Raw genomic sequence first — 24,627 nt, 5'->3', positions numbered from 1 at the left:
AGAGTACAGCCTGTTATTTTTATTACTTCGTGAAAATATCGGTCAACACAGGTACGATCTGCGATTTACGGGAAACGACACCTTTAAGCACCGCTTTGTTGTCAGCCAGCGTTACATTGTAAGCTTGCTCTACTGCGGAAGCTTTGCTTCCAAGCGCAATCCCGATGGAATCGTTGTTCAAGATGTCCGTAACGACGAACAAGAACAGATCTAAGCCTTTGTCGGCGATGATAGTGGAAAGAGCGGCTTCCAGCTCGCCTTGACGGGACAATACGTCGTTCACGTCAACCGCGTTCACTTGCGCGATTTCGACTTTGCTTGCTCCCATTTGGAACTCTTTGGAGTCGAGGGAGATCAGCTGCGGAATCGTTTTGTCGCTCAAATCGGCGCCGGCTTTCAGCATAGCCAATCCGTAAGTCTCGAGCTCTACACCGGCGATAGCAGCCAATTCTTTGGCAGCTGCCACATCCTGCTCCGTGCAAGTCGGGGATTTCAACAGCAATGTATCGGAGATGATGGCGGAAAGCATCAAGCCTGCGATTTCTTTCGTAACCGCTACACCGTTCTCTTTGTAGAGTTTGTTCAGGATCGTCGTTGTGCAGCCTACCGGCTCGGCGCGGTAATACAGCGGGCCGCTTGTTTCGAAGTTCGCGATACGGTGATGGTCTATAACTTCGGTAACACGTACTTTATCGATATCGCTTGCGCTCTGTTGACGTTCGTTGTGATCGACCAAAATCACGGTGTTCACTTCGTTCGCCACAGTTTCCACCAAGCGAGGAGCACTTACTTTAAAATAGTCCAGCACGAACTGCGTTTCGCTGCTGACATTCCCCAGGCGGACTGCTTCTACGTTGGCACCCAGCTTGGTTTTCAAATCTGCGTACACAAGAGCAGAGCCAATCGAATCGGTGTCAGGATTTTTGTGACCGAAAATCAATGTTTTTTCCATCATCTTACTCCTTAATCATATTTTTTGCTTAGAAAAGTATATCATAAATTGCTCTCTCTATACTAGATTATATCGCCATACTCTCCTTATTCCAATGAACTTACAGTGATTTGTAAGGAGCCCCCGACCCGCTTACTTGACGTGAGGGCCATACAAATAGTCGGCGATCTGGAAGCAGCCCTTGCGGGAAAACCGTTCATAAAACCGCTCATCCATTTCAAGCGTATCCTCGAAATCGACCAGTATGGGCTCCACCTCTCCCAAAGGATCGATCAGGGCGTTATGGCGGTACTCCTCTCTCGGCTCCAGGGCGTTTGCAGTCTCGAATTGCTCAATCGCCTGCACCCGTTTCCGCTGCTTCCACAATAAAATGCCAAGCGTGTTGCGCGCCAATGCCCAGCCCGGCTTCAGCCGTACCGCTTCTCTGGCGTCATGCTCACGCGCCTCAAGAAAAATCCCCCGGTGCAGGAGCGAACACAACGCAGTATCAAGATGAGTCTGAGCGGCGTGCTCCTGATTGCGGTAATCGAAGCCATCCTCGCTGTCAATTACATCGTAGCGGATTTGATGCTCCCAATAAAATTGCACGTTCGTCACATTCTTGAATTCCAGATGCTGCAGCAGCTGGCCTTCCGATGAGCTCGGAACCGCACTGAAGCTGATATGCCGGAACGGATGCCGGATGAACATTCGGCGTTCGAATAAGAGCACGCCGTCCTGAAGTGTGACGAACCAGTTGTGTGAAGGGTTCGGGCCGAGGAGCAGCTCGAAATTTTTTTGCGGGGTTTCGATAAAGCCTCTTCGGCTTACCCTCATCATTTCCTTGCAGGCATCCCCTGGCGAGTTCACATGCTCGAACACCTGGCGTGCGATGGCGAAATCGAACGACTGGTCATCGAACGGCAGCTGCTCGGCAAAGCATTCTACATAGCGTACATGATCAACGACGCTCTGCCCCGACCTGTGTGAGGATTGATGAAGAAAAGGCTCCGTCACCGTATCTGCGCGACGGAACGGATGCGCTCCCCCGCCGATGTCCAGCACGCGCTCCTCGGGCTTGATCTCGAGCAATTCCGCGAGAATGTCGTCTTGTAGAGCCGGAAACATTGGTCCGAACGAATTGATCAAAGGAACGGACTTCGTAAAGTGCTGCATCGGTATGTTCAATAACCGGTTGAAGTCCATCTGGCACCTCCTGCGAATGGCCTATTTCGCTGCTGCAACCCAACAACCAGCAAAACGCGTTTTGTAAAAAATTTATGCCGGCCATTCGCTTTTCATTTGCATAAGACAGGAGGAGGATAGGCATCCTTGTCGAAAAAGAGTAGGAGATATTTGTATTGGAGGAATTCCCGATGGCAACCGAAGAATGGAACCGAATAGTCACAGAATTGCCGAGTCGTCTGGAGGATAGCCGCGCCTATACAGCCCAAGGTCGTGTAGCCGCCTATATTCCCGAATTGGCGCACGCACCGGGAAACGCACTGGGCATTGCAATAATGAACGGCGCTTCAGGAATTATAACAGCGGGAGACGCTGTTCTTCCGTTTACTCTGCAGAGCATTTCCAAAGTGTTCACCCTGCTGCTCGCTTTAACGGATAAAGGAGAAAGCGGCGTGTTCGCCAAAGTGGGCATGGAGCCGACAGGCGACAACTTCAACTCGATGCTGAAGCTCGAGCTGGTCGACCCCGGCATCCCGTTCAATCCGCTCATTAACGCAGGTGCGATAGCGGTCTCGTCCCTGATTGCGGGAGCTGATCCTGCCGAAAAAAGCGAGCGCATCCTCACGTTCTTCCGCGAGCTGGCCGGCGATCCGACGATCGGCTACAACGATGCGGTTTACCGCTCGGAGACGGCCACGGCTCACCGCAACCGTTCTCTCGCCTACTTCCTCAAAGCGAACGGCGTGCTCGAGGAAGATGTAGAGGAAGTGCTTGAAGTGTATTTCAAGCACTGCTCGATTGAAGTCAACTGCACGCAGCTCGCGCGGATGGCACAAGTTCTGGCGTTTGACGGCACGGATCCTGTTACAGGCCGCCAGCTCATCCCGAGACGATATGTGCAGATCGCCAAGTCGTTCATGATTACCTGCGGCATGTATAATGAATCTGGCGCATTCGCGATTCGCGTCGGCCTACCGGCCAAGAGCGGCGTGTCCGGCGGCATTTTGGCGCTCGTTCCCGGCAAATACGGCATCGGGGTCGTAGGACCCGCATTGAATGCCAAGGGCAACAGCACGGCCGGTGTCCATCTGCTGGAGACATTGTCCACTGAGTTCGATTGGAGCATTTTCTAGGTTCTGTGAGAAGTGAAAATGCACATCTCAAAGGTATGACGAATAAACGGCTGCCTTCCAAGGGTAGCCGTTTAGCTTGTAGGCAAAGCGCATTCTTCATAGTTTCGTTGCTAGAGCTCATATACGAACCTATTGAAGAGCATGGTTATATTCCGTTCGGACCACATATCCGTTATTTCACCAAAAATGGTACTATTTTCAATGCGATCGGACTGTAGATCCGTTATTTCGCCAAAAACTACTATTTTCGCTTAAAAAATGGGCAATTAGCGGATTCACTGTCAGATCGTACGGCAAAAGAAGCCCCATTCCAAGGATTAGCGGAATCTCTGTCCGATAGACCGCCACCTCGTCCTTGGGCAGCTTGTTCTCTACGCTTGCACAAAAGGACACTGGACAATATTTGGAAATTGCGGGAGATCGTGAATGGCTATGCCATCATATCCTGTTACCTGCAACTGCCTGGCTTCCCCAACACGAACGGCTGCCCTCTAAAATAAGAGGCAGCCGTTTTTCATACCTGCAAAAACACCGTTGCCGTCACAGGTCTGACCCCTAACTCCAACTCCAAGTCAGACCCGAACCAGCTCGTATTCCCCGCCTGCGACGGTGTCGAAGACGAACATGGAGCCGCTCATCCGCATCGGGTTGCCAGAGCTGCTGGAGCCGCTGGTACTGCCAGAGCTGCCGTCCTTGCGGTGCAGCGCGACGTTCTCGCCCTTCCACGGATTGTGAATCCGGCACACGCCGCCAAGCGTAGACTTGACGCTCAAGCGAGTGACGACACCCTGCCGGATCGCCGAGCTTACGACAAACCCGCCGTGGCACCACAGCGCGAATTCGGCGTCCCATCCTTTCGGGCACGCCGGGAAGACGCGAATCGCCGGCTCCTTAGCCGGAGCGCCAGGCTGGCTTTGGCATAGCGCCAGCTGCAAGGCCGCGGCCGCATTACCGAGCCGCTGCGCGCTGATTGCATTCACGCCCTCGCGGACCGTCAGCCGGTTGTCAAAAAATTTGACGTGACCCGTCTCGGTAATATAGCAGTATTCCCTCTCCGCATTAATGCAGTCCAGCTGGGCCAGCACCGTCTCCTTAAACGGCTCCGCCATGCCCATCCCGGCCAATACGCGCGCCGATGCGGACATTTCCGAGGCGCTTCGGCCCCAATCGCCGTTCAAGCGCTCCTCCTGGAATTGAAGCGATGCAACGCCGGTTTCGTACATGGAAGGATTCTCATCCTCCGTGGCCAGCGTGCACAGATTGCAAAAGCGGGCCGGACGAAGATCGATGCCGCTTTTATTATCAAGCACAGGCTCCAGCGCGCCAACCCAGACGCCGGGTGCGCCTTCTTCCGTCCGCAATACCGCCTCCGGATTGTCGCTCGTCGGGATCGGAGCGAGATGGTCGTAGAGCTCCTGCCATACAGGACGCAAATCCGCGTCTACACCGAGCAGCTCCGACGCCTTCAGCAGCACCGGCAAGATGCCGTGCATAGCGGACATCGCATCCATGGAATCTTTGCCGCCGATATATTTCTCATCGTTGATCGTATGGTAAATATGGTACAAGCCGTCTTCTTCTTTGCGCAAATTAGGGAAATGCCGGAAAAATTCCGCCGCACCCTTGATCATCGGATAAGCGCGTTCGCGCAGCCAGGTTTCATCCTTTGTGTACTCATAGTACATCCAGTAATGGAAGGCAATGCCGACCTGATTGGCGAACATGTGCGTGGTGAAGCCGTACGGCCCATATCCCCTGTCGGGGTACACCAAATGTCCTTCCTCCCAAGACTCGTAGGACTTCCAGTTCCAACGGCTCTCGTGAGGATGCTTGGAATAGGCGTACTGCTTGAATCTTTCAGAACGCTCTTCCCACGGCTTGCGAAGCAAATACAGCTCTCTCATTTCCTCGGCAATATCGGCGGGAAGATTGTCCAATCCGTTGAACCAGACGACCTCGGGAATAAAAATCCCCTGGCTGCCCCATTGCTGCTCGGCTGCTCTGGCGCACGAATCGTACATGTTCGAGTACATATGGAAGTAAGGCTCCATCAGCTCGTAATGCCCTGAGGGAAGTATCGCGTTGTAGTACAGATTCAGGTTGTTCCACCACTGCATCGCCCCCCAATGGCGGCGGTCGCCGCGAGGACTAAGGAGCATGCCGCCGAAGTTCGGCGCAAACTGTCCGCCGCGGGAATTGGAAGCCATCAGGTACAAAAAGTACGTATAATGCGCCTCCACCTTCTCAGCCGCCCCGTCTTCACTGCTCAAGCGAATATACGACTTGCTCCAGTATTCATTCCACCATGCCTTGTGTTCCGCCAGCATCGCGGCATAGCCCTGGCTTCTCGCCGCTTCCGCACGCTCCACCGCCAAGGCGACGACATCCTCCTCCGTGTCGAACGAGGCTGCACTGGCAACGAACAGCTCGAAGGCTCCCGCTCCCGGCTTGACGCACAGCCGCATTTCGGTCTCGTTAGGCTGCCCGAGCACAGGACGTTTGCGGAAGCTGCCTACAAGCTCTCTTCCGCCGAATTCATCGTTCATGCGGGCTATCGCGTCTCTGCCTGACAAGCAGATAGCAACGGCCGAGCAGCAATAATGCTCTCCCTCGCGGAACACCTGCTTCAGAACGATCATATCGTTCACCATTTTCAGCGTGGACACCGCAAGATGGTGCTTGGTCAATACTTCGGCGGGACGAAGCATTTTCAGCTTTACATTGATGCCTTGCGGCTCGGCTCTGCGGTCCTCTACCAAGAAGGCGAACACGTCGCCGCCTGACTTAGCAAACGCTTCCAATTGTACCCCGTTTCCTTGGATAGCGGCCGTAGCGTCATAGAGACTCAAATGCTGCTGTACCGTATCGTCTGTAAACACATCGGCTCCGTAATCGACAAAATCGATATCGACAAAGCCGCATCCGTAAGCATAGTCGGAATGTCTCTCATTGAAGCTGTTTGTTGAGCAATCGTTGGCATACACATCGACCCGGTTCACTTGCAGCTTAACGGCCGACGGGGATGTCCACACCAGACTTCCCATCGTCCCCGTTCCTATCGGCAATCCGCCTTCGCTTCGCTTCACCGTCTTCTCGTAATGCAGGTCACCGCGCGAAACATGCTCCCGATAATCCATCATAGGCAATGAATGCGGCATTGTGCTCATCTCCTCATCCCTTCTTCACTTCAAAAATAATCGCGCGAAGCGGTTCTTCGCTGTTATTCTCCAATCCATGCTTCCACCACGGCTTATTCAGTACGATATCCCCGGACTTGACCTGTCTCTGCTCGCCGTTGACCGTCATAATGCCTGTCCCTTCCAAGATGATGTATACTTCCTCGTCCTCGCGATGGCCGTGATAGCCAATGGATGTCCCGGGAGGAATTTCCGTGTAGCCGAGGAACATGATCGGCGTATCGAAGTCAGCTTTGCTGAACAGCCTTTTTCCCAGCGTCAAGCCTTTTCCGTTATGGCTTACACCCGGTGCGCTGAACTCGGTCTCAAGAAAATTGCGTACAATCATCGGGCCGTAGCCCCAGCTCGACGACGTGTCCACCATCTGATTTTCCCTGATCGACTGCCGGGTGTAGTGGGCCAGCGCCTGATTTTTCAAATAATCCTTCGCGCTCGTCTCCGCCTCTCTTCCCTCTTCCAATGCAAGCAAGAACTCGCTGAAAGCGCCGGGGGACTCCACATCGCTGAACTCGTCAAACAGCGTCGTCTCTCCATCCTTCGTCAAAACGATCTGACTGTCGATGAGCTCGAGACAGCCTTCGGTCCCTTCGATCCGCCAATTGCCGGCCCACTCCGTATGCTTGCCCTTGGAACGGGTAGAACAGGTGAACGTCGCGATAATTCCCGCCTGCATATCCATGACGATGTGCAGCTGGTGACGGTAGGTTGCGAACACTTTGCCGACTTCCCGTCCGGTCAAATAGCGCACCAGATCGAAATGATGAACGACAAGCTCCTCCAGCACATCCAGCTTATTCTCTATCGGTTTATCCAGATTTCTGTAAAATTCTCCATCCACCGTTACAATGTCGCCGATCGTCCCTTCAACGAGCAGCTGCTTCAGCCTACGGACTAAGGGAAATCTGCGGTAATTTTCTGCGATCATATAAGGAATTTGCTCTTGCTCCGCCCGCTCGACCATCGCCTTAGCATCCTCATAATTGTCGGCAATCGGCTTCTCGCTGAAAACCGGCAGCTTGTAGTCGAACGCAATGCTGTTGATTTCTTTGTGCACATGGCGCGGGGTTACGTTCAGAAGCACATCTGGTTTTTCCTGCTCAATGGCTTCCGTTATGGATGTATAAAAGGGAACGCCGTCCCCCTCGATCCTGCTGCGATGGCTCTCATCCCTGTCGGCAACCGCCAACGCCACCTCGCCGTATTGATTCCGCAGTCTTCGGTACCATCCAGAGCCGAATCCGCCTACGCCGACTAATAACGCTTTCATTTATTGTCCCTCCGCTTCCATTACGTTTACAAATTGCATACAAAATCATCATAGGCAAGCAGGTACAAATACGCAATCCCGGTTTCCGACTCAAAAACCCCTTCGTCAAAGACGAGGGGGCTTCTTAGGCGACGGAATGAGCCCGTACGCAGTTTCCCAATTATTGGCTGCCAAAGCATCAAGACTGCGGAATCACGAACAGCTCTCCCGCTTCATCACTGCCCGCTTCTCCAGCTGCTGTATGTCGTAGGTTTGAAAGCCTTCCTCCATCCGCTCCACAATCTCAACCAGCTTCTCCACATCCCGGAAAGAGTACAATCGGGTCCCCCCATTCGTGCGTTCGGGAAAAATGAGCTTTCTCTCCTCGTAATACCGGATTTGCCTTATTGATAACCCGCTCAGTTGGCTTACGGTTCCGATGCTGATGACTTTTTTCTCTAATAACGACATCGCCGCTCATCTCCTCTATCCTGCTTTAGATATGGAACAATAACCCCAATGTGGAATGAGATATTTATGTTATATTATATTACATTGGAAAAAGGAGCACAGTGAAAAACGGACTATTTTCCGCGCTGTCCGCTGTTTGTTTTTATGTCATATCCGCTCGAAAAAAAATCCTTCGATCAATCCGCATCACTGACGCAGGACCGAAGGAAGGATGTTATATATAAAATTTATAGCCGACCCCGTGAACGTTAATGATGTGTCTCGGGTTGGCGGGGTCACTCTCGATTTTTTTGCGCAGATTGCTCACATGAACAATGATGGTTCTTGTATCGTTAAGGATTTCCTGCCCCCATATTTCCCGGAACAGCTCCTCGTGAGTGATCGTTCGGCCGGGATGAGTCGCCAAAAAATACAGCAGCTCGAATTCCTTCTTGGATAAGATGATTTCATTCCCGCTTACCATTAACGTTCGGCTGACAGGATCGATCTCGACCTCGCCAAAGCGCAGCTTCGAAGATGAGTCGGTGTAGCCTCCGCTCAGAAGCGGCCGCCTCAAATTAGCCTTCACTCGCGCAACAAGCTCATTGGGACTGAACGGCTTCGTTATATAATCGTCGCCTCCGAGAGCGAGCCCGGTAATCTTATCCTGCTCGTCCTGCTTGCAGCTGACAAAAATAATCGGCGCCGAAGACATGAGCCGCACTTCCTTGCACACTTCAAACCCGTCCTTGCCGGGAAGCAGCACATCCAGCAATATCAGATCCGGCTGTACCGACCGGACGAGCCGAATGGCATCGTCGCCCCGATCCGTCCAAATGACTCGGAATTGATGCGCTTCCAAATACGTTCGCATGATCTCGCGAATTTCCTGATCGTCTTCTACAATCAATATCATTTGCCCTGTCATGAATACTCACACCACCAAGACATTATATCACTCATCCAATTAATACAAGAATAGACAAAAGGTTGCTTCAGGTCAAGAAGTTTGTATATAGGCAACGATTCCTTGAGCCATTCCTTCCGCCAGCTTGCGCTGGTAGTCGGGATCCGACATGCGCACGTCTTCCGCAGGGTTCGTCATGAACCCCATCTCGACGAGAACCACCGGTACGGTCGACCAGTTAAAGCCGCTCAAATCCTGCCGCGGTACGATACCTCGCGATTTCGCTCCCGTACTCTCCTTCAGAGAGTCGTGAATAAGCTCGGCCGCCTTGAGGCTGCTTGCCTGGACGGCTTCATCGGGTATGACGCTCGGGTGAGGGTACAGCACGGAGAAGCCCTCCGCTTTGGGGGACTCGTTGCCGTCGGCGTGGAGTCTAACCGCTAACCGGGCGCTCGCTTCGTTAGCCAGCTCGGCCCGCTGCTTGTTGCTGATATCGACGTCGTGCTCCTCCCGTGTCACCAGCACCTCCATGCCTTGCTCCTCCAGCATCTGCTTCAACAGCACCGCCACCTCGAGATTCAGCACATATTCCGGCTTCCCCGTAGAGACGCCGGTCGTTCCGCCGGATACTTTCGGCTTCATCGCTTTGGAGCCTGGAGCTACCGGCTCTAGCTCGTTATTGCCTTTGCGCTGATGGCCGGGATCGAGATAAATAACCGGCTTGGATACGGCCGTTTGATTTTCGGCCGGCACTGTAGGCGACGGTACAGGCTCCGGCATAACGGAGCCGCCTGCAGCAGCTTCCCCGCTGGCCGGCAGACCGCCGGGCACCGCTGTAGGAGCCTTAGAAGGAGCCACAGCAACGGCAGGCTCATGCGGCTTTTGTTCAGGCTCTTTTTCATTGGAATAGCCTATCATGGCGTATACGACCCCAATAGCCAGCAATGCGGCCCATACGCTTGTTTTCAACAACTTCACTTGAATCTACCCCTCCGGTTTGTTGACTCCGTACCTGCCATTCATCCGATAAAATCGTACTATGATCGGTACTGCAAACAAAGTTAAAACATCGTGTAGTCCGGCTCGTGCGCCTATGTGTCCGACCCTATTCAGGTTGATGGCACCCGTGGTTCACTGCTGCTCCTTTGATTGATTGCAAGCAAGGCACCATCCACATTGTCATGGATTCAGCCTTCCCTTTCAAGGGAAAAATCGTTTGACAAAAGAAAAACCCGGCATACTGCCAGGTCCGAGCTGAATGTATAAATGAATAAAAGAAATAAGTCCGTTTCTTAGAAGCTTTAGCTTGATTATTGGTGTTCAAATGAAAGCGCCGTATCCAGGAATCCGTCCTGACGGTCGTACAATCCGAGATCGCTTTTGCCGTTCCCGTCAAAATCGGTAATGATCAGCTTCATCCCCGGCTTCCCCCAAGGTCCGAAGGTTGACAGCAATTGAAACTCGTTCGCTCCCTTTCGCAAATATACGGTATAGCGGGATGATTCGGGATGGTACCTGAGCACGTCCTCCTGGCCGTCTCCGTTAAAATCGCCGAGTCGCATGTCGCCGTCCTCGTCCGGCACGTTCAGCTGCATTCGCTTCGCTTTCCACGACAGCGACGCTTTGTCGAAGGATAATTCCAACCCGCCGATAGTGGACGGTTTGGTCAAAAACAACGCTTTGCTTCCATCCTCCATAGCATGCGGCTGCAGCTCGTACTTCCACTCGCTTTTCAGCTTGTAGGGCTTGAGCGGCTTCGCCTCGCCTTTGGATATACAGTAGCCGTTCACTTGCATCCGGTCCGCCGAGAGCCCGGTCACTACCACGTCGCCGCCGGCCTGAGGCAGCACCTGCAAATTCGCCCAGCTTTTCGCCTCCAGCTGCCAATGATTGGCCAGCTGGAACCGGCCGCCGTCGGGGATGAACCGTTCCAGCACGCCGTTCGGCTGGGCGACCCAGAGGCTCGCGCTGTCCGCTCCCTTCGCGCTCCCCAATGCTGCTGCCGCGCCCGGCGCGTAAGATAAATTCCCCCAAACCGAAGGCGCGCCCTGAGGCTCGTTGCGCAACCCGCCGAAAGCACCTGCGGCAACCGTAATGGAGCCGCTCTTCAAATCCCAGCTAACCGCATCCGCCTGCCCGTCTCCCGTAACATCGCCGAACATCCATTTCGTCTGCCAGGACGGCTGCGGTTGCGCCTGCTGCCCTTTCGGTCCTTGCTGCTCAGCTGCAGCCGCATCCTTCAGCTTCAAGCTGTGGGAAGGAGTGAACGGTACGTAATCCTGTATGGAGTAGAACACGTAACGCTTCTCCTTCAATCCGGCGATCAGCTTTTGCAGTACGCTGCGGTTTTGATCGGGGTACCGGAACTCCGGCAATCCGTCCCGGACAACCTGCTCGCCTTCTTCATCCAGAACAGGAATCAAATACTTGAATTCCAGGAAGGGATGGTAAAAAAAGGAGTGAATATTGTTCGTCCGGCCCAGCCGGTCCAGAATGAATTTCTCATCCTTATTATATGGAATATAGTCATACGGCGTCGGGATGTAAGCTGCTCCCATATTCGGCTCACCGTAGCTCGCGTTTCGTTGATTCAAATATTGCGCGGATGAAGCGTTGCGGTTGGCCTGCACGTCCGCCTGGTAGCTTAATCCGAAATAGGATCGGAACACCGCATCCTGCTGCGGCGTCGAGCGATAGTGCGGCGATTCCCAAAATTGCGGCTTCAGCCCGGCACGGCTTAATATATCGAGTCCCGCCTTCAACCGCGGCTCCGCAAACGAAGCGGAACGCGTGTAATCCTCGTCGGTCTCGTTAAACTCGTTGCCGATTCCCGATTCATGGTGACCGTCATCCCGCCGCACCAACCCGACCTGATGCGTGTATCCGTGCATCCCGAGAACGGCGCCGTCGTTGACCGCCTGTCTCAGCAAGGTCTGATAGGCGGCAACATAGGGATTGTCAGCCTGGTCTAAGGAGACATCGTAGCGAGAGCCGTCCGCCGGAAAATCAAGCCAGCGCGGAATCACCGCGAGATGATATGCTACGTGCTGATCCCGCAAGTATTCCATTACCGCCCTCAGCTTCCCCAGCTGCTCCATCGAACCGTACTGTCCCCCCGGCCCGATATCTTCAAGCCTCATCAACACAAAGCGCGGATTGGTCGACTCCCCTTCCACCTTGATGTTGTAAGAGGTTATCATCATAAAAATTACAAGTACCGAAATAGCATAGCGCAGCCATTTCATTCTAAAATTGCGGGACATTATCGGTCATCCTGCTCCCTTCATGCTGTACAAAACGAAAGGCCTGCGCTTCATTTCAAACGCTTTCAATTTTGCCTAGTAAAATTGTATCAAATTTCGCCTCCGGCGAACATCATTTTTTTAATCCGGAATGGACCGCAGGTTAATTGATGGAACGGGCAAATTTCAAGGCGCTGGCGCAATTATAATCGACGATATGCTGTGCCGCCTGCTTGTCGGGAAATCCCCGATGCAGCAGCTTTAATCCGCCAGCAGTGCAGGAAATATGATGATATAGCTTGTAAAACTTCATCCGATGGCTATCTAATGAATCGTTCCTTAAATAACTGTAGCTATCTCCAAAGCGAAATTCCAGGAAGCTGTGCTCAGACTGTTTCTTCAGCTTTTGTTACGATGTTGAATAAGGTCTTTTCAAAAATAGCGATACGAAAGCGAGCACCCTTTGTACGGGTGCTTTTTTTGTTTGTAGCACACAAACCTGGTTCGTGAATCACCCGGTACTACATAAAGTTAGTACTGTCCCCATGCAGCGTCCCTCTCTTACACTACAGATGTATCCCATCAATTGACAAAAAGAAGAGGGGGGATTGCAATGAATGCTTCATTTTGGTCTGCCGAGCGCACGGCAGCATTCCTTCTATTTTCGCCGTCCCATCTGGCGGCAATCGTTATCCTGGTATCGCTCGCAGTACTCCTGTATTTCGGCAGAAGCGCGATTCGAGCCAACCGTTCCCGGCAAACCGCCGTACGCGGATTGCTCCTGGTGATGCTCCTTGTCCCTGAAGCTCTGCTGTATGGGTGGTACGCACTTGAACGGACATGGGACGTTAAGAGCACGCTGCCCCTTGAGCTGTGCAGTATCACGCTCATGCTGTCTGCAATCATGCTGGTCACCCGCAGCCGACTTCTTTATCAGCTGCTGTTTTTTGCAGGAATCGGCGGCGCATTACAGGCCATGCTAACGCCCAGCCTCGGTTATCCGTTCCCACACTTCCGCTTTCTTCATTTTTTCATCGTCCATGGCGCCATCATTCTCTCCGCCCTTTATATGACGTGGGTCGAGGGCTGCAAGCCAACTTGGCGATCCGTCGGATTCGCTATGATTTTTCTGAACGTACTCGCCGGTATCGTCTGGATCATTAATCAGAAGCTCGGATCGAATTACATGTTTCTTATGCACAAGCCGGCTACCGCCTCCATCCTGGATGCTTTGGGCCCATACCCTTACTACCTGCTTGCCGAGGAAGCGATAGCCGCAGCACTGTTTGCCTTGATGTACGCCGTGTTTTTTCTCAAGCCATTTCGAAAACAAGACCACATGCCACCTCCCTCGAACCTCCACGGCTAAGCCATCGAATAATAATGCCCTTGGCGGCAAAGTATACAAGTCAGGAAGAAAGGAGGGATACTATGGCCGATCAGCGCAATCAAACCCCGTCCAAAGATCAGCAAGAATTGAGCACCGAAATCGCCCAGCTGAGCAGCAAGGAACAGCCAAGCGAGCCGGGGATCGATTATACGAAAGATTTTATTTGGGGCAGCGATCAGGATGAGTATATAGATGAAGCTTGACGAGGGAAGCTCCGCAACCGCCTGCAAAGGCGGTTCCTTTTTTGCTAAAAAATGCATTTACTTCTCATTTCCACAAGCGCTATAATGGAGTCATTGTGTTAATTTTCCGGTAGGGGATATTCTAAGCTATTCTCAGTTGCAGGCATGAATCCGATGACTTAACCTGTTGTTCGCACAACTATAGCTCCTACTCAGACCCAGTGCCCCGACACTTTAACTATTATGGTAAAATGATATGATGTAGGCAGGCAGGTGAATCTTGGGCATGCAAAAAATCCCCGTAACCAGAGACGGAAAAAAGGGCTCGGATATTATCCTCATCCATTCCGATGATGTCGTTAAAATCGAGTGCCTGAGGAATAAAGAATACGTCATTCATACGATTAACGATAAATATTACTGGACTCCGACGCTGGAAGCATTCGAAGAATGGATGTACGAGGACGGGTTTCGGCTGATCGATCAAATGAACGTGGTCAACATGAACCATGTCACCGAATACGATGTCAAAAAAGGCATCGTCTATTTAAGTCCGGAAGGGGCGGCCGGCTCCAAAACCGCATCCGTTGCCTGGATTCATAAAGATCATGTCGCAAATGTCAAAAACATGCTGTACGAAGTCAAAAAGCTGGACAGAAGCAGCGATCCGGACGACTTTCAGGATGACATCTTCGACACGATCCTCGACCAGGAGGAAGACAGCCGTTTTGCCCGTTCTTACGCCATGATTCAAGCAATTTACGAGAAGAAAAAGGCGGAGAAGAAGCTCGAGCAAAGCGAGCAGCGCTACAAATCCCTGTTCCAGAACAATCCCGATCCCATCTGTTCCTTCGATGGCTACGGCTACTGCACGAGCGCTAACCCCGCTACCTTCCGGATCACCGGTTACACGGAGGAAGAGCTGCTCCATAAATCCATTCACCATCTGATCGTGCCCGAGCATGTAGAACGATGGCAGGAACGGTTCGATGATACGCTGCAGGGACAAACCCACCATTATGAGATTACCTTCGTCCATAAAGACGGTCATCCCGTGGAGCTGAGCGTGCTGAATGTCCCGATCGTCGTGAACGGTCAAATGAAGGGCGTTTATATGATCGGAAAAGATATCAGCGAACGGAAAAAAGCGGAGGAAATGCTCCTTCGCTCGGAAAAGCTCTCGATTGTCGGCCAAATGGCGGCCGGAGTCGCTCATGAGATCCGCAATCCGCTTACTTCGCTCAAAGGGTTCGTGCAGCTGATGCAGACGAAAATATCCGGCTTCGAATCGTATTTCGACATCATGATGGACGAGCTGGAACGGATTAATTTTATCGTAAGCGAATTTCTCGTCATCGCCAAGCCGCAATCCCTTCGCTCTCAACCGAAGCAGGCGGAGGCTATCCTTCACAATACGATCGCATTAATCGGCTCGCAGGCGATGATACATTACGTCGAGCTCGTCGTCCATGCCGAGGAAGGGCTTCCTGCGATTCTGTGCGATGAAAACCAGATCAAGCAAGTATTTATCAACATATTGAACAACGCAATCGAGTCGATGCCCGACGGCGGACAATTGCGGATTGAAATCGGCCTCTGGGACGAGAATCAGCTGCTCATCCGCTTTATCGATCAAGGCTGTGGAATACCGGAGGAGCGCATTCCCCGCTTGGGCGAGCCGTTTTATACGACAAAAGAGAAAGGTACCGGCCTCGGGCTGATGGTCACGTTCAAAATCATTGAAAATCACGGCGGACGGATGGCGATCCGCAGTGAAGTGAACAAAGGAACCGTCGTCGAAATTTATATGCCGGTCATACGATGATATCGATGCTAACTATGACACATGATAAACAACCCCTTCCCTCATTCATTTGAATACGGAAGGGGTTTGTCGTATCCGAGAACACTAAGTACGAGTAACGATAGTAGAGCCAAAACAATAAGAGCCATCGAACGGATGGCCCCTCATGATTCACTCCATTATTTTTTTGGGATCAACGCAAGGTGGTCAGAGCTACTGAGGGTTTATCGGTTTAGCAGACTGCCAACGTACCTCAGCAACTCATTGGCCGATGCGGTAGTATAGCCATGCTCCTCGACCAGCCTTTTGATTACTTCATTAATCCGTTTTAACTGAGTTTCGTCCGGCGTTTTGGTAGACGTCGTTATTTTCACGATATCCTTCAAATCGGCAAACAGCTTCTTCTCAATCGCTTCACGCAGACGCTCGTGGCTGCTGTAATTGAAACGGGCACCTTTGCGGGAGTAGGACGACATACGAATCAAAATTTCCTCGCGGAACGCTTTTTTCGCATTTTCCGAAATACCGATTTGCTCCTCGATGGAACGCATCAGTCTTTCGTCCGGATCCATTTCTTCCCCGGTCAGCGGATCTTTGATTTTACCCCAGTTGCAGTAAGCTTCAATGTTATCCAGGTAGTTGTTAAAGAGCGTTCTGGCCGACTCCTCGAAGGAGTACACGAACGCTTTCTGCACTTCTTTCTTGGCCAATTCGTCGTATTCCTTGCGCGCAACGGAGATGAAGTTCAAATAGCGCTCACGTTCTTCCTTCGTAATAGAAGGATGCTGATCCAATCCGTCCTTCAGCGCGCGCAGCACATCCAGAGCGTTGATAAATTCAAGTCCCTGGCGGATCAAAGCGCTGGAAATCCGGTTGATAACATAACGGGGATCAATACCCGACATGCCCTCATCCAAATACTCGTTCTGCATTTCCTTAAGATCCGCTTCCTTGAAACCTTCCACTTCTTCTCCGTCGTACATCCGCATTTTTTTGACGAGATCCATTCCCTGCTTCTTCGATTCTTTGAGACGGGACAGGATGGAGAAGATCGCAGCGGCGCGCAGGGAATGCGGTGCAATATGAACATGCGACATGTCGCTCTGCCTGATCAGCTTCGTATAAATCTTTTCTTCCTCGGACACTCTCAGGTTGTAAGGAATCGGCATAACAATCATCCGCGACTGCAGCGCCTCATTCTTCTTGTTGGCAATGAACGATTTGTACTCCGATTCGTTCGTGTGAGCTATGATCAGCTCATCTGCCGATATGAGCGCGAAGCGGCCCGCTTTGAAGTTGCCTTCCTGCGTCAGCGACAACAGATTCCACAGGAACTTCTCGTCGCACTTCAGCATTTCCTGGAATTCCATCAACCCGCGGTTTGCTTTGTTCAACTCTCCATCGAACCGGTAAGCGCGCGGATCGGATTCGGAGCCGTATTCCGTAATCGTCGAGAAGTCGATGCTTCCCGTCAAGTCCGCGATATCCTGCGACTTCGGATCAGAAGGGCTGAACGTACCAATCCCGGTACGGCTATCCTCGGAGAGCAGCACCCGCTCCACCAGCACTTCCTCGATGCGGCCGCTATATTCCGTTTTGAGCCTCATCTGGCAGGATGGGCATAAATTGCCTTCGATTTTGATGCCGAATTCTTCCTCCACTTCCGCACGCAGCTCTTGCGGTATCAAATGCAGCGGCTCTTCGTGCATCGGGCATCCTTTGATGGCGTACACCGCGCCCCTATCCGTACGCGAAAACTGTTCAAGCCCCTTCTTCAGAAGCGTAACGATCGTCGATTTACCGCCGCTGACGGGACCCATCAGTAGGAGGATACGCTTTCGCACATCGAGGCGTCTTGCCGCCGAATGAAAATATTCCTCGACCAGCTTTTCAATAGCGGTATCGAGACCGAATATTTCCTTTTCGAAGAAGTGGTACTTCCGCTTTCCGTTATCGTTCGTGATCCCCTGCGCAGCGATCATTTCGTAAACACGTGCATGCGCCGTCATCGCCAGATGCGGGTTCTCGCGTACCAAGGCGATATAGTCGGCAAAGGTTCCGGACCAAGCAAGTCTGTCGGTTTCTGTGCGGTAATCAGATATCCTTTTAAATATATCCATGAGTGTTAACCTCCTCCGTACGGTGCATTTGCGGTCACAACATCAAAGAAACGAAGTGTATTAAATAATTATGCAGGGCACAGGGATAAGTTGACCGAAATTTTAAGACGATTTGAAAAAACAACGGCGGCAATCCCTACCTGACTCCCCTTGTGAGGTCGTCAAGGACGGTGATTGCCGCCGTTGTCCGATGGTACTTGTCACCCATATAGACGCAGGGCGGATAATCTGTGCGTTACAGCTTGGAGAGCGAGCCGGGCGGATGGGAAGCCTCTGGTTGTACGGCGGGAAATTCGCGGTATAGGTCGGAGGGCAAGGCGTACGGGCCGATAGCTCCTGCAGTAAGGCGGAAAAATCGGCTTACAGTAGGCCGATTTGTGGGGCTGCTGAGCTGTAAGGCGGAATATCCGCGTTACAGCTCTGTGGACAAGGCGTGCGGCTGAAGGCTCCTGCTTTAACGCGGTAAAAATGCCTTACAGCTCTGAAGGCAAGGCTGGCGCGCCCGGGGATCCTGCTGTAACGTGGAAAAACCGCCTTACAGCAGGCGGATTTGCGAATCCGCAGATTGTAAGGCGGAAAATCCGCGTTACTGCTCTGAAAGCAAAGCTTGCCGGCTGATGGCTCCTGCTGTAACGCGGAAAAACCGCCTTTCAGCAGGCGGATTTGTGGGGCTGCTGGGCTGTAAGGCGGAATATCCGCGTTACTGCTCTGAAAGCAAGAATGCGGGCCGATTACTCCTGCTGTAACGCGGAATAACCGCCTTACAGCAGGCGGATTTGTGGGGCTGCTGGGCTGTAAGGCGGAATGTCCGTGTTACTGCTCTGAAAGCAAGAATGCGGGCCGATTACTCCTGCTGTAAGGCGGAAAATCCGCGTTACTGCTCTGAGGACAGGGCGAACGGCCGAGGATCCTGCTGTAAGGTGAAAAATCCGCGCTACAGCTTGGAGCGCAAGGCAGACGCGCCGCCGGGTCGCGGTTATAGCCATTGCGCAAGCCGGATGATCGTATACCGGTTGCGCACATACATCGCATATTGCAAGCTATCGCGCAATAGCCTCTCTTCTACGCCGAGCTCCTCGACGGCGGCCGGTCCTCCGGCCCGCCGCAGCGCAGCTGCGAGCTCTTGCGGGGACGGTACGCTCCGGCAGACGGAGCGGATGTCGTCCCAGCGCTCCACGATGAGGCGCGGGAGCTCGCTGTCCAGGGCGGACTCCGACGCCGCCCCGAGGCCGTTCTCGGCCAGCACCTGCTCCGCTATGCTGCCGTAGCCCGCCGCGATTTGAGCGCGCATCCGCTCAAGAGTCGGCACATCGCCGCGAGCTTGACGCGCGGCGATCGCTTCTGCCGCCGCTTCCTGCGACAGTGCTGCGGCGGATTCGTACAGCGCGGCCATCTTCACGGCCGCGACACCGACCTTGGCGCCGTGCAGCAGCGCCCGGCGCCGCTCTTGAATGAACCGCATCTCCCAATAGTGGGAGAGATGATGCTCTCCGCCGGAGGCCGGCCGCGAGTTGCCGACAAGCAGCATGGAGATGCCCGACAGTGTCAGGCCCTCCATCAGCTTGCGTACGCCCAGCTCCGTGCCGGCGGCGATGTCTTCGGCATGGTCGACGCACAGCGCGAGACCTTGCCGGGTCATCTCGGCGGCGAGCTCGCAGTACGGCTCGCCGAACAGGATCCGTCCGAGCTGCCAGTCGGCGAGCGACGTGTACTTGCCCAGCATGTCGCCGAAGCCTGCGGCGATCATGGCTTGCGGCGATTTGGCCAGCAGCGCCAAGTCGGCGAAGATTGCTTCCGGCGCGCAGGCCGGAACCGTCTGCTTGAAGCCGCCGACGATCAGCGGCGCGCCTACCGAGGCGAAGCCGTCCACCGACGGGGCCGTCGGCACGGACCAAAACGTCCGGTTCGTCCGGTGCGCAACGAACCGGACGACGTCGTGAATCGTGCCCGAGCCGACGGCCACGATCGCCTGCGCCGACGGCGTCACGTGCAGCATCAGCTGCACAATGACGCGCTCGTCGGCGGCAAGCTCCCCGTGCTCGTCGTCCTCGAGCACGCACAATCGCGCTTGCAGCTGAGCGGCTTCGCACAGCTGCAAGAGCTCCCTCCCGGCCGCATCCAGCGTGCGCCGGTCGGCTACCAGCAGGAGCTCGCGGTACCCGCGCTCCTCGGCATACTTAGGGAGCGCGGTCAAGGCTCCGCGCTCTATCGTCACCTTGCGGATCGGAGCTTCGTGCTCCCTCCCGCAAGAGCATTGAAATCTTTTTCCAAGCCACGGTTCTATCCGTCCGGCATCAGCAATCATCGTAGGTCCCCTCCATTTATCTATACCTATAATACTAGCAAAATTATGCTATAATTACAGTGAATTTGAATAAAAACAAAACCTTCATCAACTGATTTTTATAAAAGGAGTCCAAACGACTGTGGCGATCAAAACCGAAACGGAGCTATACGCGCCGGTCAAAAGCTACTTCGAGCAGCTAGGCTACCTCGTTCGGGGCGAAGTGCACCACTGCGACCTGGTTGCCATCCGCGATGAGGAGCCTCCGGTCATTGTAGAGCTGAAGAAAAACTTCTCCATCCCCTTGCTGCTGCAAGGAATCAACCGATTGCGGCTAACCCGCTACGTCTATGTGGCCTTCGAGCTTCCGAACAAAGGCCGCGCCCCGCACGGAGCCACCTGGCCCGAGCTGCGCAAGCTTTGCCAAATGCTCGGTGTCGGCATGATCACCGTGCAATTTTATAAAACGAGGAAACCGAAGGTCTTGGTAGAATGCCATCCTCCGGCCACTACCGCTTCCGCTTCCCCTTTGGGACTAACGGCCGATGCTGTTGTCGCCGCTCTGCTTCCGGCTCATGAACCGGCTGACGCTGAAGCCGCCGCTGCAGCTGCTCAGGAAGACCCGCTGTCTCCTCCGCCGCTTCCCACCGTCCTGCCCCGCCATAATAAACGGGCAACGGAACGCTTCGTCCGCGAGTTCAAGGAACGGCGCGCCGATTACAATGTAGGCGGCAGCACCAAACGCAAGCTGGTCACCTCCTACCGTGAAAAAGCCCTTTTCATGGCGCAGCTGCTCCTGCAAAACGGTCCTATGAGTCCGCGCAAGCTGCGGGATCAGACAGGTATCCCCAATGCAGCAGGGCTGCTGCAAAAAAATTATTACCGCTGGTTTCAGCGGGTAGAACGAGGCATTTACCGATTGACCCCGCAAGGCGAAGAAGCGCTGCGAACATACGCTCATGTCATCGAGCGGCTGCCTGTTCCCGTTTCCGCCGCCGTCCCGCCCGATACGGTCTGACGCGTTTTTCCACTGGAGCTCTCCGGCGGGCCGTCCCTCTTTTTCCGGCTTACAGTCATATTACGGTCTAGCTCAGGATATAAATAGAGTACTAGATTTCTTAGTAAAGGAGTCTGTGTCTATGAGTCAGCCGGTTCCATTATGTATGCGGTCTCATTTCGTCAGCACCGAAACGTATCGTATTGGCTTCACCCTGCTTGCCTTCATGCTCGGTGTCATTTGCGTCGTCTGGTCGATGCTGCTTACTTCCGCTTCCGCCCAGACAGCCGAGCCCGTTTTCCAGCAGCAGGAGGCTCCTGCAGCCGTTGTCGAAGACAACCTGGAAGACAAGCCTGACGGGCCTCCGCCCCGCATCCCCGTGCTCAATTATCACAGCATCACCGTTGACCCCGGCAACCGCGCCACCATCACACCCGAGAAATTCGAAGCTCAAATGAATTATTTGCACGCCAACGGCTACACAACGTTAACGCTAGAACAGTTTATCGGCATTCTCGAAGGAAGGAAGCGCGCTCCTGCGAAGCCCGTTCTGCTGACTTTCGACGACGGTTATGCCGACAATTATGTGCACGCAATGCCGGTGTTGAAGAAGCTTGGCTTTCACGCCACCCTTTTTATGTCACCTGGCATGGTAGACGACGGATGGTTCCTGAACTGGGATCAAGTCAAGGAAATGCATCAGGCCGGCTGGGATATCCAGCCTCACGGCATAAACCATCCTTACTTGAACCGGCTTAAGCAAGCCGATCAGGAGTATCAGCTGACGGAAGCAAGACGGCAAATCGAAGAGCAGCTCGGTACGACCGCCGATGTATTCTGTTATCCATACGGTCAATTCAATCAAACGACACTCAATCTGTTAAAAAAGCACGGATTCCGCTACGCCTTCACCATCGAGCAAGGGTTTACGACCCACGAGCAGGATAAGCTCAAGCTTAAGCGTGTGTTCGTCAATGGAGAGGAGCATATCGAACAATGGATATACAGATTAGAAAAATGGTAGTCCAGCCGCTTCCGATGGTGCATCCTGCCAAGAAAAAGTGGCGGACGATCGCCTTATATCTCATTCTCATTCCTTAAGTCGTTCCGCAGCTGTGCAGCGTCTTGCTCCCGCGCTTCAACAGCTCCTTATGAATCCAAATGGCTGCCTGGGAGCCTTCACCCATTGCAATCGTCACTTGCTCCGCATGTACTCCTACATCTCCTGCCGCCCAAACCCCCGGTACATTGGTCATTTTGGATCGGGGGTCCGTGACGATGTGCCGATTCTCCAGACGCTCCAGCCCGAGCTGAGCCGCCAGACCGGATTGCACCTCATTTCCTCCGAAAGCAATAAACCCTCGTTCCCCCTCCACCATTTGCCCGTCTTGAAGCCGCACGCCATGAAATTCGCCCGCTTCCGAAGCTAGAACTTCCGTTATCGGCTGCTCAATAAGCGTGATATCTTGATCGGCCAGCTGCTCTCGAACATCGGTGCTTATGCGGGATATGCCTGGCTCATGGTTAATATAGGTCAATTGTTCCGTCCAATAGCGGAGCGTTAACGCCATCGAAGCGCCTACGTTTCCCGCCCCCATGACGATGGTTTGTTTGCCGCTGACTTCGTAGCCGTCGCAATCCGGGCAAACGTATACCGTTAAGCCAAAGCAGCGCTCAAGCCCCGGAAGGTTCGGATAGCGGTCCATAATACCGGTAGCCAACAAAATCGTTGCGGTTGCCAGCTTGTCGCCGCCGGATTTCGTCTCCGCAACAAAGCCATCCTCCGATCGAAGCAGTCTTACAACTTCGTCTTCCATGAACTGCACTTCCAGCTGCTCCGCATGCTGCCTTCCCAGCCTGCGCAATTCCGTGCCCGATACGCCATCCGGCCAGCCCAACACATTGTGGTAGCTTCTGCACAGCGTAGAACGGCCGACTCCTTTATCGATTATCAGTGTCCGATGCTTGTATCTGCCGAGCTGAATAGCTCCCTGCAGCCCTGCAATCCCCCCTCCGATGACAATACAGTCGTACTTGGTCCCCGTATCGATCGTCATCCGGCATAACCGTCCTTTCAAAATACGTAATGCCCTTAGGGTAACCATTCCGCCTGAGTGCGATGCGCTTTTCTTCATGGGACGCCCAGGCCTACTTACGAACAAAAATAGGAAGGGCATTGCCTGCCGGCATCCCTTCCTTTTATAATTTATTGATTTTGTTTCTCAGTAGCGATATCCGGTGATCGTTGCAGCAGCCACACCAGTCCCGCCTGCGAGATCGATGCTCCGAACAGCACCCACGGCAGCAAGCCGTTGCCGCCATATTTGGTCAGTAAAATTAGCGTAAATATCGAAATGACGCGCCCTACATTCACGAACGTTTCCCGCATGACGACCGATTCCACCCGAAGCTGCCCTTTTAAGGGAAGAGCCCCGATAATACGGAAATAAACCGAAGTAATCGTATTGCCTTGCAGCGGCGCGCAGATGGAGTACAGCACCATGAATAAAACGACGGAGATTAACGATAACTGCCAAATAATGAATAAGGTACCGATAATAAAGCCGAGCGTCGAAACAATAAGGAACAGCTTCGTCCGGTCTTCCCTGCCGTACTTCGTCAGAACGAAGCCCGTTATAATGCTTAGGGTTGCGTACAGCACGCCCAAATATCCGACAAGATCCTCTCTGCCGACGATTTGAAAGAGCAAAATGTTCGGCAAAAAGAGCATAATGCCTTGGAACAGCCCCAATACGAGAAATCCGAACAGCGATTTGGACCACTGCTTATTCTTGTTCATCAGCAGCCCGACGAATTTCAAGTAGTAAGCCTTATGATGAGACACGGCCGTCTTGATCTTGAAGCTCCCTAACGTCGCGATCAGAAACATGAAGAAGGCGATGGAAAATACGATTGTATAGCCCTGCAAGCCTTCATTATATCGGATGATGATTCCGGCCAGCGCCGGCCCTATCAGTCCCGCCAGCGTGAAGACGATCATATTGATCGCCAAATAGCGTATCCGGTTTTGCTCCGTCGACACATCGTACATTAAAGTCAAATAACCCGCCCAATAAAATGACGAGGCCGAACCGGCGAAGATCCCGAACAGAATATAGTAGTCGACGACTTTTTCCTGGGCAAATACAACCAGCAGATAAAATATGGCGATCAGTGCGATCCCGATCCGGTACGTAACCATCCGGTCTTTCCGCTTGATGATCAGCCCTCCGAGTGCAAACGCGAGCGGAGCGATCGCATAGTTGAAAATATAGTACATCCCGTTGATCCACAGGCTTTCCGTGAGACGCCATAAATAGAGGGTAAGGAAAATACCCGACATGGAAGCCCCGAACTGGAAACAAAAATGAATAAACAACGACACTACCGCATCCCTAGATAACCGCTTATCCTCAGGTAAATAACGTCTTCTTGCTTGAACCCACTGCCTGCCACCCGAATAAAGCTTAGTTATCATGACCCATCCCCCGTCAGCGTCTCCCTATCTGCAATCATAACCATTGTAACAGCGCTTCCCCTCCATGTTAAATGCTTAATC

The 24,627-nt window shown here is 53.1% G+C and carries 20 protein-coding genes; 7 read left to right on the top strand and 13 right to left on the bottom strand.

Features of this window, described 5'->3' with window-relative positions; translation table 11 throughout:
• Nucleotides 1–22: 22 nt before the first annotated feature.
• Together ACFQ88_RS08350 and ACFQ88_RS08345 are read right to left on the bottom strand one after the other, a co-directional pair.
• Complete coding sequence (locus ACFQ88_RS08350; RefSeq protein ID WP_239635304.1) at nucleotides 23–952, bottom strand: manganese-dependent inorganic pyrophosphatase; 930 nt, start codon at nucleotides 950–952, stop codon at nucleotides 23–25.
• Between the two features lie 132 nt (nucleotides 953–1,084).
• Nucleotides 1,085–2,137: a class I SAM-dependent methyltransferase gene (locus tag ACFQ88_RS08345; protein ID WP_379453793.1), complete on the bottom strand. Its 1,053-nt coding sequence runs from the start codon at nucleotides 2,135–2,137 to the stop codon at nucleotides 1,085–1,087.
• Nucleotides 2,138–2,307: 170 nt separating this feature from the next.
• Between ACFQ88_RS08345 and glsA the strand changes: the two genes are divergently transcribed.
• The gene (gene glsA, locus ACFQ88_RS08340; RefSeq protein ID WP_379453792.1) at nucleotides 2,308–3,249 is read left to right on the top strand and encodes a glutaminase A; all 942 of its coding nucleotides are present in this window, start codon (nucleotides 2,308–2,310) and stop codon (nucleotides 3,247–3,249) included.
• 572 nt (nucleotides 3,250–3,821) lie between these two features.
• Here the strand turns inward: glsA and ACFQ88_RS08335 are convergent.
• From ACFQ88_RS08335 to ACFQ88_RS08305, 7 genes are all read right to left on the bottom strand, one after another.
• Nucleotides 3,822–6,407: a glycosyl hydrolase family 95 catalytic domain-containing protein gene (locus ACFQ88_RS08335; RefSeq protein ID WP_379453791.1), complete on the bottom strand. Its 2,586-nt coding sequence runs from the start codon at nucleotides 6,405–6,407 to the stop codon at nucleotides 3,822–3,824.
• A gap of 13 nt (nucleotides 6,408–6,420) precedes the next feature.
• Nucleotides 6,421–7,713 (bottom strand): cupin domain-containing protein, encoded by a 1,293-nt coding sequence (locus tag ACFQ88_RS08330; RefSeq protein ID WP_379453790.1) that lies wholly within the window; start codon nucleotides 7,711–7,713, stop codon nucleotides 6,421–6,423.
• A gap of 192 nt (nucleotides 7,714–7,905) precedes the next feature.
• A complete protein-coding gene (locus tag ACFQ88_RS08325) occupies nucleotides 7,906–8,163 on the bottom strand; it encodes a MerR family transcriptional regulator (RefSeq protein ID WP_239632695.1) in 258 nt (85 codons plus the stop codon).
• Nucleotides 8,164–8,377: 214 nt separating this feature from the next.
• Complete coding sequence (locus ACFQ88_RS08320; RefSeq protein WP_239632693.1) at nucleotides 8,378–9,070, bottom strand: response regulator transcription factor; 693 nt, start codon at nucleotides 9,068–9,070, stop codon at nucleotides 8,378–8,380.
• 72 nt (nucleotides 9,071–9,142) lie between these two features.
• Nucleotides 9,143–10,027, bottom strand: a complete 885-nt coding sequence (locus ACFQ88_RS08315) for an N-acetylmuramoyl-L-alanine amidase family protein (RefSeq protein WP_379453789.1) — start codon at nucleotides 10,025–10,027, stop codon at nucleotides 9,143–9,145.
• Nucleotides 10,028–10,359: 332 nt separating this feature from the next.
• The gene (locus tag ACFQ88_RS08310) at nucleotides 10,360–12,312 is read right to left on the bottom strand and encodes a DUF2334 domain-containing protein (protein ID WP_379453788.1); all 1,953 of its coding nucleotides are present in this window, start codon (nucleotides 12,310–12,312) and stop codon (nucleotides 10,360–10,362) included.
• Nucleotides 12,313–12,454: 142 nt separating this feature from the next.
• Nucleotides 12,455–12,604, bottom strand: a complete 150-nt coding sequence (locus ACFQ88_RS08305; RefSeq protein WP_379453787.1) for a hypothetical protein — start codon at nucleotides 12,602–12,604, stop codon at nucleotides 12,455–12,457.
• Between the two features lie 300 nt (nucleotides 12,605–12,904).
• Between ACFQ88_RS08305 and ACFQ88_RS08300 the strand changes: the two genes are divergently transcribed.
• The 3 genes from ACFQ88_RS08300 to ACFQ88_RS08290 all read left to right on the top strand — a co-directional run bounded on the left by ACFQ88_RS08300 (nucleotide 12,905) and on the right by ACFQ88_RS08290 (nucleotide 15,688).
• On the top strand, nucleotides 12,905–13,660 hold the full coding sequence (locus ACFQ88_RS08300) for a YwaF family protein (RefSeq protein ID WP_239632684.1): 756 nt from the start codon (nucleotides 12,905–12,907) through the stop codon (nucleotides 13,658–13,660).
• A 62-nt stretch (nucleotides 13,661–13,722) separates the two neighbouring features.
• Nucleotides 13,723–13,884 (top strand): hypothetical protein, encoded by a 162-nt coding sequence (locus tag ACFQ88_RS08295; protein ID WP_239632682.1) that lies wholly within the window; start codon nucleotides 13,723–13,725, stop codon nucleotides 13,882–13,884.
• 265 nt (nucleotides 13,885–14,149) lie between these two features.
• A complete protein-coding gene (locus ACFQ88_RS08290; RefSeq protein WP_379453786.1) occupies nucleotides 14,150–15,688 on the top strand; it encodes a PAS domain-containing sensor histidine kinase in 1,539 nt (512 codons plus the stop codon).
• A 203-nt stretch (nucleotides 15,689–15,891) separates the two neighbouring features.
• Here the strand turns inward: ACFQ88_RS08290 and ACFQ88_RS08285 are convergent, their stop codons facing one another.
• Nucleotides 15,892–17,787 (bottom strand): PrkA family serine protein kinase, encoded by a 1,896-nt coding sequence (locus ACFQ88_RS08285; RefSeq protein ID WP_379453785.1) that lies wholly within the window; start codon nucleotides 17,785–17,787, stop codon nucleotides 15,892–15,894.
• 230 nt (nucleotides 17,788–18,017) lie between these two features.
• On the opposite strand from ACFQ88_RS08285, the gene ACFQ88_RS08280 reads away from it, so the two are divergent.
• On the top strand, nucleotides 18,018–18,230 hold the full coding sequence (locus tag ACFQ88_RS08280; protein WP_379453784.1) for a hypothetical protein: 213 nt from the start codon (nucleotides 18,018–18,020) through the stop codon (nucleotides 18,228–18,230).
• A gap of 533 nt (nucleotides 18,231–18,763) precedes the next feature.
• Here the strand turns inward: ACFQ88_RS08280 and ACFQ88_RS08275 are convergent.
• On the bottom strand, nucleotides 18,764–20,092 hold the full coding sequence (locus tag ACFQ88_RS08275) for a sn-glycerol-1-phosphate dehydrogenase (protein WP_379453783.1): 1,329 nt from the start codon (nucleotides 20,090–20,092) through the stop codon (nucleotides 18,764–18,766).
• A 121-nt stretch (nucleotides 20,093–20,213) separates the two neighbouring features.
• On the opposite strand from ACFQ88_RS08275, the gene ACFQ88_RS08270 reads away from it, so the two are divergent.
• A complete protein-coding gene (locus tag ACFQ88_RS08270) occupies nucleotides 20,214–21,089 on the top strand; it encodes a DUF2161 family putative PD-(D/E)XK-type phosphodiesterase (protein ID WP_379453782.1) in 876 nt (291 codons plus the stop codon).
• 121 nt (nucleotides 21,090–21,210) lie between these two features.
• Nucleotides 21,211–22,092: a polysaccharide deacetylase family protein gene (locus ACFQ88_RS08265; protein WP_379453781.1), complete on the top strand. Its 882-nt coding sequence runs from the start codon at nucleotides 21,211–21,213 to the stop codon at nucleotides 22,090–22,092.
• Nucleotides 22,093–22,165: 73 nt separating this feature from the next.
• Here the strand turns inward: ACFQ88_RS08265 and ACFQ88_RS08260 are convergent, their stop codons facing one another.
• Complete coding sequence (locus ACFQ88_RS08260) at nucleotides 22,166–23,125, bottom strand: NAD(P)/FAD-dependent oxidoreductase (protein ID WP_379453780.1); 960 nt, start codon at nucleotides 23,123–23,125, stop codon at nucleotides 22,166–22,168.
• 149 nt (nucleotides 23,126–23,274) lie between these two features.
• Complete coding sequence (locus ACFQ88_RS08255; RefSeq protein ID WP_239632663.1) at nucleotides 23,275–24,546, bottom strand: MFS transporter; 1,272 nt, start codon at nucleotides 24,544–24,546, stop codon at nucleotides 23,275–23,277.
• Nucleotides 24,547–24,627: the final 81 nt, after the last annotated feature.

It is taken from the genome of Paenibacillus sp. NPDC056579, assembly GCF_042793215.1.
In the GTDB taxonomy this organism is placed as follows: Bacteria; Bacillota; Bacilli; order Paenibacillales; family NBRC-103111; genus Paenibacillus_S.
Note: the sequence above shows the minus strand (reverse complement) of the source record. Positions and strands in the feature narration are given on the sequence as shown.